Origin of the sequence: Peristeroidobacter agariperforans (genome assembly GCF_004138335.1) — a bacterium.
Classification (GTDB): domain Bacteria; phylum Pseudomonadota; class Gammaproteobacteria; order Steroidobacterales; family Steroidobacteraceae; genus Steroidobacter; species Steroidobacter agariperforans.
In genome coordinates this window covers 450,810-466,848 of sequence record NZ_RYFW01000004.1, presented here as the reverse complement: position 1 = coordinate 466,848, position 16,039 = coordinate 450,810, and the positions used below count along the sequence as shown (strand labels likewise).

General features: G+C 58.1%; 11 protein-coding genes. 3 read left to right on the top strand and 8 right to left on the bottom strand.

Annotation, left to right across the window (positions count from 1 at the left end; genetic code table 11):
- Positions 1-121 precede the first annotated feature (121 nt).
- Both EK373_RS27850 and EK373_RS27845 read right to left on the bottom strand, forming a co-directional pair.
- Complete coding sequence (locus EK373_RS27850; RefSeq protein ID WP_129647922.1) at positions 122-655, bottom strand: plasmid mobilization relaxosome protein MobC; 534 nt, start codon at positions 653-655, stop codon at positions 122-124.
- Between the two features lie 313 nt (positions 656-968).
- A complete protein-coding gene (locus EK373_RS27845; protein WP_322095835.1) occupies positions 969-1,766 on the bottom strand; it encodes a DNA methyltransferase in 798 nt (265 codons plus the stop codon).
- Positions 1,767-2,023: 257 nt separating this feature from the next.
- Between EK373_RS27845 and EK373_RS27840 the strand changes: the two genes are divergently transcribed.
- Positions 2,024-2,776, top strand: a complete 753-nt coding sequence (locus tag EK373_RS27840; protein ID WP_129647918.1) for a cyclodeaminase/cyclohydrolase family protein — start codon at positions 2,024-2,026, stop codon at positions 2,774-2,776.
- A 181-nt stretch (positions 2,777-2,957) separates the two neighbouring features.
- Here EK373_RS27840 and EK373_RS27835 read toward each other — a convergent pair whose 3' ends face one another.
- Together EK373_RS27835 and EK373_RS27830 are read right to left on the bottom strand one after the other, a co-directional pair.
- On the bottom strand, positions 2,958-3,338 hold the full coding sequence (locus tag EK373_RS27835) for a hypothetical protein (RefSeq protein WP_129647915.1): 381 nt from the start codon (positions 3,336-3,338) through the stop codon (positions 2,958-2,960).
- Between the two features lie 3 nt (positions 3,339-3,341).
- Complete coding sequence (locus EK373_RS27830; RefSeq protein WP_129647913.1) at positions 3,342-5,555, bottom strand: GNAT family N-acetyltransferase; 2,214 nt, start codon at positions 5,553-5,555, stop codon at positions 3,342-3,344.
- 527 nt (positions 5,556-6,082) lie between these two features.
- Here EK373_RS27830 and EK373_RS27825 point away from each other — a divergent pair.
- Positions 6,083-7,081 carry a hypothetical protein gene (locus EK373_RS27825; RefSeq protein WP_129647912.1) on the top strand — a complete coding sequence of 333 codons (999 nt, stop codon included), beginning with the start codon at positions 6,083-6,085 and terminating at the stop codon, positions 7,079-7,081.
- 1,965 nt (positions 7,082-9,046) lie between these two features.
- On the opposite strand, the gene EK373_RS27820 is transcribed toward EK373_RS27825, so the two are convergent.
- Both EK373_RS27820 and EK373_RS27815 read right to left on the bottom strand, forming a co-directional pair.
- Positions 9,047-9,991 carry a copper resistance protein B gene (locus EK373_RS27820; RefSeq protein WP_129647909.1) on the bottom strand — a complete coding sequence of 315 codons (945 nt, stop codon included), beginning with the start codon at positions 9,989-9,991 and terminating at the stop codon, positions 9,047-9,049.
- On the bottom strand, positions 9,988-11,766 hold the full coding sequence (locus EK373_RS27815; protein ID WP_129647906.1) for a copper resistance system multicopper oxidase: 1,779 nt from the start codon (positions 11,764-11,766) through the stop codon (positions 9,988-9,990). Before EK373_RS27815 ends, EK373_RS27820 begins: the two co-directional genes overlap by 4 nt.
- Positions 11,767-12,592: 826 nt before the next feature.
- Between EK373_RS27815 and EK373_RS27810 the strand changes: the two genes are divergently transcribed.
- Positions 12,593-14,266: an amidohydrolase gene (locus EK373_RS27810; protein ID WP_129647903.1), complete on the top strand. Its 1,674-nt coding sequence runs from the start codon at positions 12,593-12,595 to the stop codon at positions 14,264-14,266.
- A 54-nt stretch (positions 14,267-14,320) separates the two neighbouring features.
- On the opposite strand, the gene EK373_RS27805 is transcribed toward EK373_RS27810, so the two are convergent.
- Complete coding sequence (locus EK373_RS27805) at positions 14,321-15,211, bottom strand: DJ-1/PfpI family protein (RefSeq protein WP_198683699.1); 891 nt, start codon at positions 15,209-15,211, stop codon at positions 14,321-14,323.
- Complete coding sequence (locus tag EK373_RS27800; protein ID WP_129647901.1) at positions 15,204-16,037, bottom strand: DJ-1/PfpI family protein; 834 nt, start codon at positions 16,035-16,037, stop codon at positions 15,204-15,206. Before EK373_RS27800 ends, EK373_RS27805 begins: the two co-directional genes overlap by 8 nt.
- Positions 16,038-16,039: the final 2 nt, after the last annotated feature.

The following is a 16,039-nucleotide window of genomic DNA, read 5'->3' as shown; positions in this document are numbered from 1 at the left end:
TCGGCTTGCTTCAAGATCGCAATGATCTGACTGTCCGTAAATCGGGATTTCTTCAAGGGAATCTCCTCGGTCAAGGTTACGAGAAAATTCCACTTCTGGCCTCACCTAATTTTCGGGAGGATTACCCGACCTTCCAGGTGCGTGAGTTGGTCTTGATCAGACCCTTGGTGTGGTCGCGCATCGCCTCACATACCTTGAGCATCATCCGCAAATCCTCTCGGCTAGGGGCGGCCGAGCCCGTTTGCTGATGAGCCAGGCGAGTCAGCTGGTTGAGGTTGCGGCCGATCGCGCCCAGCTCGGCGACGGATCGCTTCAGCGCCATTAACTCCGCTTTGGGCAGCGGAGCCAGCTCCCGTAGGTGGGCTCGGACCAGGACGGAGACATATGTAGCCGCCGGCATCTGTCGAGCTGCCGCTCGTTCCATGAGTAACAACTGGTCGTCTGGATGTAGCCGGACATACAGCCGCGCCGCTCGCAATCGCCGTGCTGGCGATCTCAGGGCATCGGCGTCGGCCTGGTTCATTCGCTGCACGGTCAGGTCGATGAGCTGCTTCAGCAGCGCCGACTCCGTCATCTGCTGCTGTTCCGCCAGCATGCGGAACTTCGCTTTCGTCTCTGGCGAGACGCGAGCAGCGATGAAAGGTGAGGTGCCCATGGACTGCAGTGTTAAACAAAAGCGGCCGCAGGCATATCCTGCGTTTCGCGCTTTTTTCGGTCGAAACTCACCCGTCTCAATCGGCAGATTCTCAGCTATAAGCGCGCTGCCGTGGCTGAATGTGAGTATTCGCGCAGAGTCTCGCCGAGATGCTGAATGAAGGAGGAGCGCGCTTCAGTGCCGGAAGCTTTCAAACTGAGCCTCCCACATGCGTTGCCGATGCGCCACGCGGTGAAGACGCCCCCCCCGTTTCAGCGAATGGGCCGCGTGACACTTTCTGATGTCATGCGGCCCACATGCGGCGAAGCTCAACTCACCAGCCGTACTCCGCTTTGGCCCTCTCGACCACTTGAGCTACACCTTCCAACCGGTGCTCGCGCAGCCACTGGATGAACCCGTCAACGTCGGCGGGCACGAGATCCAATTCTTCCTGGTCCAGCCCTGCCGGAGTCGGCAGGAACTGAGGAAGCCGAGTACGCACGCGTGACAGCCGCTCGCGGGCCACACGGCAGTAGCCGTGCTCCAACTCAACCCCGAGATATCGCCGGCCACTGATGGCGGCAGCCACCATGGTGCTTCCTGAGCCGGCGAAGGGATCAAGGACGAGCTGACCAGGCTGCGAGAATGCCTCAATGAGCGGCGTTAGGATCTGCACCGCTTTCTGCGTCGGGTGATCCGGATTGCCCGAGTACACCCACGGCTGGATGTCATCGATCGGCTGCTCCGGCAACTTCGGCGATCCCTTTGCCAACACATACGCCTGCTCGTGACGGTAGTGAAGATAGCGTGTGCGCGACGCGTAGGGCTTGGCCCAAACTATGTGACCGACCGGACGGAACCCCGCGCAGCGCCATGCCCGAAAGAATGCATCTACCTGACCCCAACCATAGAAGGAGATGCAAATGCTGTCGGGCTTCAGAACCCGGTACAGGTCTGTAAAGGCGCCGAGGATGCGATTCGGATCATCGTCGTTCGCAATCGTCCGGCCTTTGCTGTCCTGATAGCGTACGCCGTACGGCGGATCAGTCACGACGAGATCCACAAAGGAGTCCGGCAACGGGCGCAGTACGCGAGTGCAATCACCCTGAAGAACTTCGTTAATAGGGAACATGGCGCGATCTCCATTGGCATCGGCGGGTTTGCCGATGGGCTCTCCCGATCACGGCGCGCGGAGCGGTCAATCGAAACTTGGCGGGTCGTGGAATAATGGAGGGCCCCGCGTCCCCGCGGGAGGCGCCGTTATGCCGCGAAAGCCCGCCGAGTTTCGATTGACGGCGAGTACGGCGTGATAGGCTGAAGAGCAAGGCAACAACCGCCTCCTTCTTATTCTTGCTGCACGATCCCGCTGCTTCGGACTATTTCTGTAACATGATCGGCATCGCAGAATTCGTCACTCCGCACCGGTATAAACAGCAATCGTCCTGTCATCTGCGGATTTCACCTCAGTCTATGGCAAGAGAACTAATACAACTTCCAGCGGCCCAGCTACTCCAAAAATTTGGATCTGGGGGACACAAGCCCGGCTCTGGAAGCGCGGCCGCCCTCCTCGGCTTGATAGCCTGCAAACTAATTCAGACAGTCGTTACTCTTTCGGCAAACCGCGAGCTATACAAACCGGTCGAGCCACAACTAACATTGGCGAACCAAGATATAACATCGGACATCGAGCCCGTCCTTATGACCGCAGTCCAAGAGGATGCCGAATGCTTTGATCGAGTTATTGCCGCCCGCAGACTGCGCGACGCGGAGACTGACAAGACGAAGAGAAGGGCGTTAGCTGAAAAAGCCTTGGCGGAACTGCGCACCGCAACCGAGATTCCAATAGCGATCACAGAGGCATGCCTGAAACTTGCGGACAAAGCAACGCTAGTGTTTGACTTGGGCTTTAAGGCCGCTCGAGGAGACTCGGGCGTGGCCATAAGCTCCGCTCTCGCCGGGGCTCAAGGAAGCCTGTCAATTATCTATCTCAATTTGACTAGCTTCAAAGGTAGTGAGTGGGCCATTCGCACCCGGGTGCGCGCGGATGATCTTGCAATAAGGGTCCAGAGCCACCAGATGCAACTACTGGAGCGAATTTCGAGACTGCAGAAGGAAGCGATCGACCGCGAAAATGCGCACTAACGTACCTATGATCGCGAAGGCAACGGCACCCTCGCAATTTCGGCGCATCCGTTCGCACAGGGATGAAACTCGCTCTATCGAGCGATGCCCACGAGCGACTTGATGACCCAAGGCGCCCCAGCCGAACTCTGCATTTCCTTACGCTTATCGACTCGTCACGAGTCCAGAGCTCCCCGTAACATCAGCCACAAAAGTAGCAGAAAGATTGCGGAGCACGGGGAATTCCAAAATGCTCCTCCAGATCCAACGGCACTTTGTAACGACGGGGCTTCTTGATCTTGATTGCATGCCCCTCATCCTTTCCCGCAAAGTATCGATCAAAGTAGCTGCGGGGTATGCCCGCGTACTCGGAGGTCACTCGCCAAAGAGCATCCTTCCGAAGTGTAAGGACTTCCTCAACCAGAAACTCCCCAATTACTTTGCGCTCTGGCGACGACGAATAGACGATCACCCGCTCCACCTTACGTCGAAACAAAGCACGGCGAAATTCAAACTTCTTTCTTCCTTCAAGAATGTCGTTCGCGAATTTCGGTTTGATTGAGAGAATCAGACTAGACTTCATACATCAGTTCCGCCCGTTGTCAGCCGCCCATGCGTATTCACAGAGCGCGACAAGCCTGTCATACAAAAGTGGCTGCGTGGTGACAAGATTTGCCCCACCAACGCAGCGAAGCTGCTTCAACTCACGAAACGGCACCGCGCGGGGAAATCGTATGAACGAATCAAAAGTAAAGTACGAGATGCTGCCGTCCTTCCGGGCCATATGCCCGAGGTCGTCCTGGTCCAAAACGCCCTGCCTGAGGAGCTCAAGCTCAAGCTTCACCGGTGACGCAGCATTTGTTGATGTAACGCGCGCAATTCCCACGGCCTCTGCCCGTCCCCCTTCAGCACCAGATATATAGAAAACAACCAGATCGCCTCTCTCTAAATTACGAATGGCCGCGCTACTTCCAAAGTAGGCTCGTTCGATATGAAGAATCGCTTCTTTGGAAAACAATGGAACCTGTCTCTTCATAGATGGCAGCAGCACCGAAGCCAGTTTGTCCCTAATCGGAACAATGAACGCGCTTCGGTTGGGTGCAAGCAACAGAAGCGGAGCAAGCAGACTCTCGAACGTAAAGAGATCGACAGTCCGATGAAGCTGCTTGCCCGGACGTCTGAGGATGAGACCAGTGCTGACGCTCTCTCGGTACTCTGGAATGACCTCGGGCAGCGATGTCCCAACTAATGTGCCGACATCCTGCCTGAACCTTTTCCATTGGACTGGACCTATCACGCCTCGGTACGCCAACTTTCTCATTGAAACAAATTCCGCCCCACCCCATGATTCGGCACTGAATCCAAGCGCGCGCGCAGTCCTATGAGTCAGAACCTGGCGGGCAAGACTAATGATCTCACACGTCGTGCACTGATCCATCGGCAGCATGGAAAGCATCGTTCCGATCAGATGATCCACGATAAGTTGAGCATCTGGAATTGCTTCGTCCACAAACAGGAAAGCGTTAAGGTGATTTGTTGGATACAGCACTTCGTTCCATGAACCGAAGGCTACGAATCGATCGCCGTAGAATACGGAAATACGGACCCTACGCTTGGCGGATGTTCCCGCATCGGTTGCCTGCCGGAAAACGGACTTCCCACTTTCTGCTCCGGCCAGAAGCCCAAGTAATGCCGCCTGATCCGACTCGCTAAATTTTTCCGTTCGAAGGTGGCGCTCAGCCGCGAGGCAGCTGGGAAACTCATCGCTTCTTTCAGATTGCGCAGGCACTGAAATCAAGTCAAACGGCGATACCACTTCTAAAGTGTACCGCTCGTATAGTTTCGGACCTGCGCGCAGTATTGCTTTCTCGTTTGTGACGAATCCTCGAATTCCGTGCCGGATGCAAGCCGCCAGGTGGCGAAGATCTGATGCATCGTTGACAGCTCGTGCTCGATTCTCATCGCGATCAGGAAAGATCATCGACCGCAGCGCTTCCATCAATTCGTCCGCATGCTCTAGGAGCGGAAGCGTCGGCAGCGATTCCGCAAACTGCAAAATCGGATCATCAGCCTGAGCCACCGAACTTCGCTTCAACTCTTGTGCGAACTCGTGCGATACGCATAAACGGACATCACCATTAAATGCTGTGGCGAAGAGCCGTCGCGCGTGTTCTGCATTCTTTCTGTTTCGCAGGAGATCGAACAGTATGTTCAAATCCAGAGCATAAGACGGCACTGCATGGATCGGTGAAGTTGGCCCGACCTGCATCCAGTGAGCGGTCTCGAAATCCGAGTCGGACGCCCACAGAGATGCACTGGCAAGCTCGTGAACTCGTACGTTTATCACCCGCCCACTTGTGCGCCCACCGGGCAACTGCCTGACAATGTAAAAGCCTTGCCGCTCCCAAAAGCGATTTGCCGCAAGATCAGCCGCCACTCGCGCGGACACAATTTGAAAGTTTCTGCGCCTCGCATAGCTCTTGAGCTCATCAATTAATAGAGCACCAATCCCGAGCTTCCTACTATCTTCACAAACGAACAACTGATGAACCTTCGCGCTTGACCCACTCCCTCCAAAGGCTAGGTATCCCAAGATCCTTTGTCGCGCGGCCTCGCACGCGATCCACAATTGCCCGCGGATGGCCAACTCTTCATATGCGGAGAAGGGAAGAAATCCAAGCCGATCCTTGTTCTGATCGGCCAGCTCAATGACTTTTTCGACGAACGGCGATACGTCGCTATAGCTCTTCAGCAGCAACGGAGGCGCACTGGGCTCCGGGCTTTCAGATTCATTGCTCATTTTTTTTTGGAATTAGATTTCCACGAATCCACTCGAACCGCTCTCCCCGAGTGCGCTCATCCGCGCATATAATTGCGGACATCGGCGCTTCCCCTAATCAATCGCGGAACCAAGCACCCTACGAATGAAGCTCCAACCGGAATCCATCATACTGAAGCTTGCGGACGGCCCGCTCGGCACCAGTTGGCGCCGTTCTGGACGAAACTGGCGGCGCCCCGCCTCGCCGGAAGCGCCCGATACCGCTCTTCGGTTATCCGAGGATATAACACGGCTCAAGCGATTGTCGAAAAGCCGGACTGCGCAATACCAGCAAGCTAGCCGCGGCTCAGGACGCTCACATCACTTAGTCGAGCGTCGGAGCTGTTGGCATGAGAGCCTCACCGACGTTTCTAGCACCTCGGTTGAAGGGACGCCGTCGCGAGGACCCGCCTTCGCGATTCCCGCACGCCCCTTCGGATTCCAGAGACTTCGCGTCGAACCTATCGCCGGCTCAGTTTGTATGCCTCATGCCTATGGAAAGCGCAACAATGGCTGAAAGCTCGAACCTTTTGGACGACAGCCCAGAAGCTAGCGCATGGGTCGATCACATCGAGGCCACGCACCCGGAACGCCACATATTCGGCAAAATTCGGTGCGGCGTTATCTGGACGAGTAGCCCCGGCATTGACGGAGAACCACTGGTTCCAGTTGATCCTTCAGTCCTCGCCGGATGGATCAATGCCGACGGCTTGCCTCTGTTCAATGGACATGACTCCGGCTCTCCGGTCGGCCAAGTCATAGCCGCCAAGATTTTCACAAGTACGCATGGCGTGCGTTTCGTCGCCGCTGTCTTTGGATTCTACAGTGAAGAACGACGCGTCGGCTTCAGTGATCTTGGATTGGACTCGATGCAGGCGGTTCAACCTCCACAGTCTCTCCCGCAACTCGCCGCCGATGTTTGGATGGCCTTCGAGACCGATCCAAGAGAGGTGGACGCAGAGTGGCAGGAAGACGCTCTAATCAACGCACCGTTACCAGTGAAGCGCAAAGAGCTGTCACATAATGCGGCCGAGCCACTGACAGAGCTAATAAGGATCGGACTGCCATATGTCGTGCTTGTCTGGAACCCATTTATAACGACCGTTGCTACGGAGGCAGGAAAGGACGCCTACGCAAGTACACGAGAATGGCTGAGAAAACTTTGGAAGAAGCTCGCCGCACGTCGAAGTCCAATAGTGCAAATCTCCTCGTACCAAGATGGCTGTGAAGTCTCGTTTCTTTTCCGCGGAAATGACGTAGCGGTAAACTACGCTGCGCATGACGCGCTATCGACAGCCGCAATGCAGGCTGCCCAACTGATCGGACAAATGAGGAAAAGGCAAATTGCTCCACGGACAATGACCTACGAATTCGATTCGCAGAGCCGCAAGTGGTATCCGTCCTATACGGTGCTTCAAAACGGTCAGCTGGTGAGCGATCGAAATTTACTTATCGCTCTGGAGCAGTTGCCTTCTCAGTTGAGCCTTGGCATCGGCAGGCACGACTGAGCCTTTCTGGCGCATGTCCTGATTGTGTCCGATGCTCAGGCGCTCGCGTACGATTGCGGACATCCGTTCGGCGTGAGCAATGGCACGGCTACTTGTATTCTAGTTCTGGCGACGCCACCACGGCAGCCGCAGCTTCTCAGCCGCGAACCCCAGTGCCAAATCCAGTGCCAAACTCGGGGATTCTTGAGGCATTCCGGGGATCCCGATCTAACCACAATTCCGTAACTTACGAATACTACGAATCGCGGTCGAGTTTTCGAGTCCGCGTGAGGCGAGTTTCGCCCGAATAATCCGCGAAACTCACCCTTGTCTTTGACGCCCACATCGCAAAGAATTGATGGTTTCGACACGAGCCCTGTTACGCCCCCTCGGCTCCCCCTCGGTCGCTGTTACTTGCCTCGGCGCGCATTGGCGCGAAGAAACTCACAAAAGCCGGCTTCATCAACTTTGCCGGCCGCGGAAATCTCATTCGCTGGCTACAACAATGAGCTGCGCAGGTGAAATGCAGCCTAGGGGATGAATTACACTACGGCTCTAGTGACGTCTAACGTCAGAGTTGACCGCAGCGCACGGAAGCACGTGTGCGTGCGCGTCGAACGACTTGTTCGGCAGCGGCGTCACGGGCTTGAGTTCCGCTTCTGTTGCTTCAATACTTCACCGAGAATTCCCTCGGGCGCACATTCGCCGCCACTGAGGGGCCTCTTGAACGAAAGACGTTGCCAGCTGCGATTCCTTGATGGCCTGTGTGAAAGGATAAGTCAGCGCCATCCGGCGCGAGATGCAACGACACATTGGCTCCGCTGAAGCGCGCAGTTCCTTTTCGGGAAACGGGCGTGGGTTCGCATTGCCGACCTGGGCTGCCCTAGCGAAGTAATCACGGCGGGCGGGCTGAACTATTCCTTCGACACACCCTTGCCAGTGCTCCGCTAAGGCTTGTTTCGTCCATCCCAACTTGAGCTCAAAGTCCGAATCAGTCCCGAGCGCTGGCAGTGCCACAAGGACTCCGCATAGGAAAATTATTCGTCGAATGAACACGGCGCTCTCCCTCTGCCTGACTTGATTTGGATGTGCGCACCGTGACGAATAGCCTGGGCGCTGCCATATGAAATGGAGCGCAACTTTCCCATAAATCTACGTGCAACTATGAGAATTGAAACACAATCTGTTCATGCATCCATGGATAGTCGCATCACGCACGTGCGTTTCGCTCATCGGGTGCATGGGCCTGTTGGGCCTACGCGGCTTCATGTTTGATACTGCCACTTAGCCTGCGGACAGAGCGGCATACGTATTGTGGGTTCGGCGCTTCATTCGTTTCCCCACCTCTGCCACCCTCGCGCGATCGGCGCCCCCGAGAGCTCCGGTGCCAGATCCAGTACCAAAACCGGGGACTCTTAAGGTATTCCGGGGCTCTCGATCTAACCACAATTCCGTAACTTACGAATCCTCCGATTCGCTACCGAGTTTTCGAGTTCGAGTTTCGCCGAAAAATCGGCGAAACTCCTTGTCGCATTTACACTCGCGGGCTAGAACCTCGGGTGGCCACGGACTCCCCCGGCTAGACGCAACAGGTGTGCGATCAGCACCCTATCCACGGATGTCTTCCTCTATCTCATCATCGACTGGCACTCGCGTAAGAGTGCCGAGCGGAGGACGTTGCGCCATGCGACGAGCCAGACGAATGAGCTCGTTTCGCGAATTGACAGCGCAGTAGCGCGGTTAACAGAATGTCCAGCGAACCCGCATCTCGCACATTTCCTCGAGGACACGCTAGCCCGCGGGCAACCTGGTCGATGAGTCCCTTACAACGGCAAGCGCGCGACCGCCCGGCCGCTCCTTCAGCATCCGATTTTCCTCCTTGAGATACTCGATCACCTCAATCTGCCGCGATAGCGCGCCGTTACCCAACGGCGTTCGAAGCGACGCTGGAGACCGAGCCCTGCCGCTCGGTCTCCAACCTCCGGGCTAGAACCAGGCGCGCACGCCCGCGACGAAGACCACCTCGCTGTCGTCTTCACCGTGGTGGAGCGCCAGATCCGCCGTTCGACCGAACTTCCTTTCCCATAATACTCCAACATAGGGAGCGAACTCGCGCAGTAACTCATATCTCAGTCGAACGCCGAGCTCCAGGTCCGCCAACCCGGAGCCGACACCGTTCTGCGGATCATCCTTGCCGTACCAATTCAGCTCGAGCTCCGGTTGCAATATCAATCGTTGAGTGATGAGCATCTCGTACTCGCCCGAAAAGCGCGCCGCAGTACGTCCCTGATCGCCGAAAGAAATGGCAGCATCGATCTCGAAGAAGTATGGAGCCAGGCCACGAACTCCGAAATCGAGCCAGTTGCGCGATGGTCCTTCGCGGAAATCGTGACGTACGCCCGACTGCACACTCCACCAGCGCGCAAAGATCCTGTCCCATGCCAACTTGATGTGCCCCTCCTCCTGCGACTCCACACGCTCCCCTTCTGTTTTCAACCAAAGCTTGTCGTAGTCATTGCCGTACCACGCGGTGAACTCCCACGCTTGCGCATCGACATCGTCCAGATCTCGCCATTCGAGTCGATCGAACAGCAGCATTCCAAACGGGGCGTCATCCTCCATCTGCATGAGCTCGACCATGCGCTCCATAGAGATGGGCGCCAGTGTAGTTTGAGGAGGATCGGGCGGAACGTGGGCCCGCTCGCTTTCCGTCGGCTTATCTGTTGGAACGCGGCGGTCTCGAGCTTGCTCCTGCTGATGGTCAGCATGCTCATCCGCAGCTTGCGGCGGATGAGCACGATGTTGGTGATGCGCATGCTCACCGCTGGCAGGCACTCCATCGCCGTGCTGCGCATGACTTTCGCTGCCACTTGCCACGTGAGCCGATAGCGCGAGCGCCAATGCGCTGGTCAGAACAAGCGAAGTTTTCATGTGTGGCCTCCACCATGCGATCCGGCTGGAGCAACCTCCACCTCACGGAACATGCCGGCCTCCATGTGATAGAGCAGATGACAGTGATAAGCCCAGCGTCCGATCGCATCAGCGGTCACTGCATAGCTGATGCGCTGTGCGGGATTGACCATGACCGTATGCTTGCGCACCTGGAACTCACCTTTTGGAGTCTCGACTTCGCTCCACATACCGTGCAAATGGATCGGATGGGTCATCATCGTGTCGTTGACCAGCGTGATCCGCAGACGCTCGCCGAGACTGAACTGCAGCGGTTCGGCTTCGGAGAACTTCCGGCCGTCGAACGACCAGACGAAGCGTTCCATGTGACCGGTGAGATGAAGCTCTATCTCACGACCCGGCTCGCGCCGATCGATCGGCCCCCCGACCGTATGCAGGTCCGCATAGCTGAGCACACGGCGACCGTTATCTCGCAGCCCCACACCGGGGTGATTCAGCCCTGTGGACGCCTCATCGGCCAGCATGTCGACTGTCGGGCCGTGCTCCGTAGGCGCGTGGCGAAGAGGCGTCGTTGCGCTGGTACCGTGGCCCATCGGACCGTGCCCCATCGCTGCGTGATCGACACCAGATCTGTGGGCTGTAGCGTCACTTGCTCCGTGAGAGCCATGACTCATACCCATGTCGCTCATGGTCAGTAGTGGGCGGAGGTCCAAAGGCGGAATCTCCGCGGCCATCCCGCTTCGAGGCGCCAGCGTGCCACGCGCATAACCCGATCGATCGATGGACTGCGCGAAGATGGTGTACGCGCGATCGTCCTTTGGCTCGACGATCACGTCGTAAGTCTCCGCGGTGGCGATGCGGAACTCCTCAACGGTTACGGGCTCCACATCCTGGCCGTCCGCGGCAACGACAGTGAGCTTCAATCCCGGAATACGCACATCAAAAATGCTCATCGCCGAGCCATTGATGAAGCGAAGTCGCACACGTTCGCCGCGATTGAACACTCCCGTCCAGTTATTCGCCGGCGCCACGCCGTTCATCAGGTAGGTGTAGGCAAAGCCGGAGACGTCGATCAGGTCCGTAGGGTTCATGCGCATCTGTCCCCACATGCGCCGATCGGCCACGGTCTGGCCGAGGCCGTGCTTGCGCACGTCGGCGAGGAAGTCACCGATCGTGCGCTTGCCGAAGTTGAAGTACTCGCTCTGCTTCTTCAAAGTCGTGAATATTCGTTCCGGATCGGTATCGGTCCAATCCGACAGCATCACGACGTATTCGCGATCTGAATGTTGCCGCTCTCCTCCGCGACGTTCGATGACAATGGGGCCGTAGAGCCCGGTTTGTTCCTGGAATCTCGAATGCGCGTGATACCAGTATGTGCCGTATTGATTGACTTTGAACCGATACACATAAGTGCCGCCGCTCGGGATGCCTTCAAAGCTCACGCCCGGCACGCCGTCCATATCCGCGGGCACGATTAATCCGTGCCAATGAATGGAACTGCGCATGCTCATCCGATTGGAGACTCTTAGAGTGACCGTATCGCCCTCGCGCCAGCGCAACAGTGGCGCTGGGATCTGCCCGTTTACGACCGTCCCCACGCGTGTGTTGCCGGTGAAGTTGACCGGCATCTCGCCGATCTCGAGATTGAAATTTGTTCCCGACAGCACACTTTGAGGGGCGCTTTGCGCGATTGAGAGATTTCGTGATGCACCGACAACGAACAAGCCCGCGCCGGCGCTCGCAAGAAAGCGCCGGCGGCTGAGCTGCGGTCGGGATGACTGCGAATCGAACTTCATCTATGCGAATCCTTGAAAATTGGTGATATCGAGTCGGCTCGCTGCGCGAAGCATCGGCTGACTCCTCTCCGCAGATGGCAGCCGAAGGCGGCGTCTCGATAGTTCCAGCGATGGCGCGCTCTGGAGGGCGCGCGGCGCCTCTCCCACTGCGTCAGCTGCGCAACTTGCGACGGCCGCCGAAACGGCTGAGGTAGCAACCCGGAGCTCGCTACTGATGAGCTAAGGATGCGGAGTTAGGCGGGGGGCCTGAAGTGAGGGGTCGAGCGGCGAGATATCACAACACGCGGCTCCTCAGCCGCAATTGTGAACTGGCCTTGCGGAACAATAATGAAGAGCCTTGCCGTAAGAGCTGCCGTTGGATACATGCAGGGGCCATCGCAGCCACCGCTATCACAGCAGTTCTCTGCGTCAGATCCAATCGATGTCTCGCCCACATGCGAGCCGGAAGCATGCGAGTAATGGCGAGCATCGTCCTGCTGACTGATAGTCGCCACCTCCGTGCACGCTTGCGTCGGATGGTGAGCGTCTGCATGGGCATTCTCTCCGAAGACCAGCCTGGTCAACAGAAGAATAACGATCACCCAATGTTTGCAGATCGATCCAGGCACGCTTGCAGCGTAGCTCCGGCCGACCTCCACGCGCAACAGTCAAAATCTGGAATTCACCTCAGACTTTTCGTTGTTATTGACTCGAAAGTCATTTTTGCTATTGTGATCGAGATCGACCACCGGCGCAGGCAGGCTGCGCAGCCATGATTTGCGTGCCGATGCGCACGGGTCACGCCGTCGTGACGTCGAATTCTCGGTTAATTGGTAGGAGCTACGACATGCGAGCACCGTTCAAGACGCAGCTGGCGGCTTGTATCTGCGCGACTCTGACCTTCGCCTCGACAGCGCTCGGGGCCGACATGGCGGACAAGGTTTATCTAAATGGTCGCATCTGGACCGGCGGCAGCACAGGGGAGCTGAGCCAGGCGATCGCGATCGAAGGGGAGCGTTTAGTTGCGGTGGGCCCCACCGCCACCATCAAGTCCAGGATTGGGCCCAAGACCGAAGTCGTGGAGCTGAATGGAGCATTCGTTACGCCCGGCTTCATTGACGCGCACGTCCATTTCATCGAAGGCGGCATCTCCCTTGGTCACGTCGACCTGCGCGACGCAAAAACTCCTCAAGAGTTCGCTTCGCGAATTGCCGCCGCCGCCCGGCAGAAGCCGCCAGGAGAGTGGGTGCTGTACGGCGCGTGGGATCACGAAATGTGGGGTGGCGAGTTACCCGATCGCAACTGGATCGATAAGGAGACGAGCAACACGCCGGTCTATGTCACGCGTCTCGATGGCCACATGGCGCTCGCCAATTCGCTGGCGCTAAAACTCGCCGGCATCGACGAGAAGACGCCAGACCCGCCGGGAGGGACCATCGTGCGCGACGCCAAGGGCCGCCCTACCGGTGTGCTCAAGGATGAGGCTCAGTCCTTGATGAAGATCCCTGAAGAAAGCATGGATCAAGTGGATCGCGCGTTACAAACCGCGATGACTCACGCGGCCAGTCGGGGGGTTACGCAAGTTCATGACATGGCGATGGGCACCTGGCGCTCGCTCGAGGCTTATCGCCGAGCGCGTGACCGTGACGCTCTGCGAGTGCGAATTTATTCCTTCGTGCCCTTGGCCGACTGGCAACGCATGGCGGAGTATGTCCGCACACACGGCCGTGGCGACGACTGGTTGCGCTGGGGCGGATTGAAGGGTTATGTGGATGGTTCGCTCGGCTCGACTACCGCCTGGTTTCACCAGCCCTACACGGATGATCCCAAAACCAGTGGATTGATTCTCGTGGCGCCGGATGAGCAACGCCGTCGCATCGTCAATGCAGATCGCGCGGGGTTGCATGTCGTGATCCACGCGATCGGCGATCGGGCCAATGACTGGCTGCTGGATACTTATAAGAGTGTCGCGGCCGAGAACGGCCCGCGCGACCGGCGTTTTCGCATCGAACATGCTCAGCACCTGAGCCCAACGGCGGCGGCGCAGTTCGCATCGCAAGGCGTTATCGCATCGATGCAACCGTATCACGCCATCGACGATGGCCGCTGGGCGGAGAAGCGCATCGGCCCGGAGCGCCTCAAGGGAACATATGCTTTTCGCTCGCTGCTGGATGCCAAGGCGCTGCTTGCGTTCGGCTCGGATTGGCCGGTCGCTCCGCTCGACCCGCTGGAGGGCATCTACGCCGCGGTGACCCGCCGCACCATCGACGGCGCCAATCCGGATGGCTGGCAGCCGCAGCAAAAAATTACTGTCGAGGAAGCTGTTCGTGCCTACACCCAGGCCGATGCGTACGCAGGCTATCAGGAAAAATCGGTCGGCAAGCTCGAGCCCGGCTATCTTGCTGATTTCGTGGTGCTGTCCGCCAATCTGTTTGAAACAGAGCCAGTAAATATTCCGAAGCTCGAGGTGCTGCGCACCGTCGTGGGTGGGCGCGCGGTCTTCATCAAACAGGGCGAGTGATTGAAAGCAAGTGAGGGCGCGCGCTCGACGATGCGAGCGCGCGCCTCCAACACATCAGGACTTGAGACTCTCGGCGAGCTTGTCCGAAATATCGATCATGGCTGCGCGGAACGGCTCGTAGTTTTTCTGTGCGGCCTCCCGAACCTTGGCGGGCGCCGTCGCCAGCGAACCGCTATCGAACGGCGGCTCGGGGTCGTACTCGATGGCCAATTGCACCAGCTGTGCCGTGAACTCGTCGTCCAGAATGGCCGCCACTTTCAAACCGAAGTCGATGCCGGCGGTGACGCCGCCGCCGGTGACGCGATTGCGATCCACGACCACCCGTCCGTGCGTGGGGATGGCACCGAACTTCGACAGTATGTCGTGCGTCACCCAGTGAGACGTCGCCTTGTAACCTTGCAGCAAGCCGGCGGCGCCGAGCATCAATGAGCCGGTGCACACGCTGGTGAGAAACGTGGCGCGCTCGCCCCGATCGCGGATGAACTCGATGGTCTCTTCGTCCTTCATGGCGTTGACAGTGCTCATCGCGCCGCCCGGCACCAGCAGCACATCAAGGTCGCGCGGACAGTCCGCGAACGTTCCCGACGGCAGGATTGGAAACGCCGCCGGTGTTGCGTTGATCGGATCCTTGGTCTTGGATATCAGATGCACGCGAGTTCTCGGCAGCGATGCGAGTACCGTGTAGGGTCCGACGAGGTCCTGTGCAAAGAAGCCAGGATACATAAGCATGGCGACTTCGCGTGTCGAGCCCGCATGAGAGTGCGTGGAATGATCCTCGGTCGACTGGGCCCTCGTCGCACTGCTGCTCTGGTTGGTACTCTGAGAAGCGGCACGGAGCGCTGCCGGCCCGAGTAGAGTCATCGCCCCGACGCCCGTCAGCAACGCGCGCCGGTCGAGGGTTGCCGGCCCCTTGCCGGGATTCACTTCGGAGAATCTATCAACCATGGCTGCTCCTCTTCACAACAGCTTCGGTATCGGCGATCCAACCCTTATACATGTCGCGTAGCATGTTCGTTACCTTGGGACCGGCTGTCTCGGGGCTGCCGGCCTTCACCGGCGGCACCGGATCGTACTCGGTGAGCAACGCGACCATTTTGGTGTACTCCTCACCGCGCAACATGTTCACCACCGCGAGCCCCATGTCCATTCCGGCGGTGACGCCGGCGCCGGTGATACGGTTGCGATCGAACACCACACGCTCCTTCACGGGAGTGGCGCCGAACTCTTTGAGCATGTGCAACGAGATCCAATGACTGGTCGCCTTGTAACCTTTCAGCAAACCCGCGGCGCCCAGGATCAGCGAACCGGTGCACACGCTGGTGACATACTTCGAGCGCTGACCCAGCTCGGCAACGAAGTCGACCAGCCTACTGTCCTTCATGGCCGCGGTGGTACCAACCAGGCCACCGGGGACCAACAACAAATCGATATCGCGAGGACACGAAGCGAAGTCCACGTCGGGAACGACTTTCAGTCCGGTATCCGCCGTCACTACGTCGCGAGTCTGCCCGGCGATGATGACCTTGGCGCCCATCATGCAAGAGAACATGTGGTGCGGTCCAAGCATGTCGAGCGCGGTCATGCCGGGATAGGCCAGCATCACCAGCTTCTCGTGCTTGATGTCGTGATACTTCGAATGATCGTCGGCGCCGTGCGCTCCATGTGCGCCATGCTCCGCCCCGTGCTCCGAATGTGTCTGCGCTCCAGCGGTAAGGCTGCCGCCTGCGGCTGCGGCGGCGAGCATCGCGCTGATAGCCTGTCTTCGATCCATAC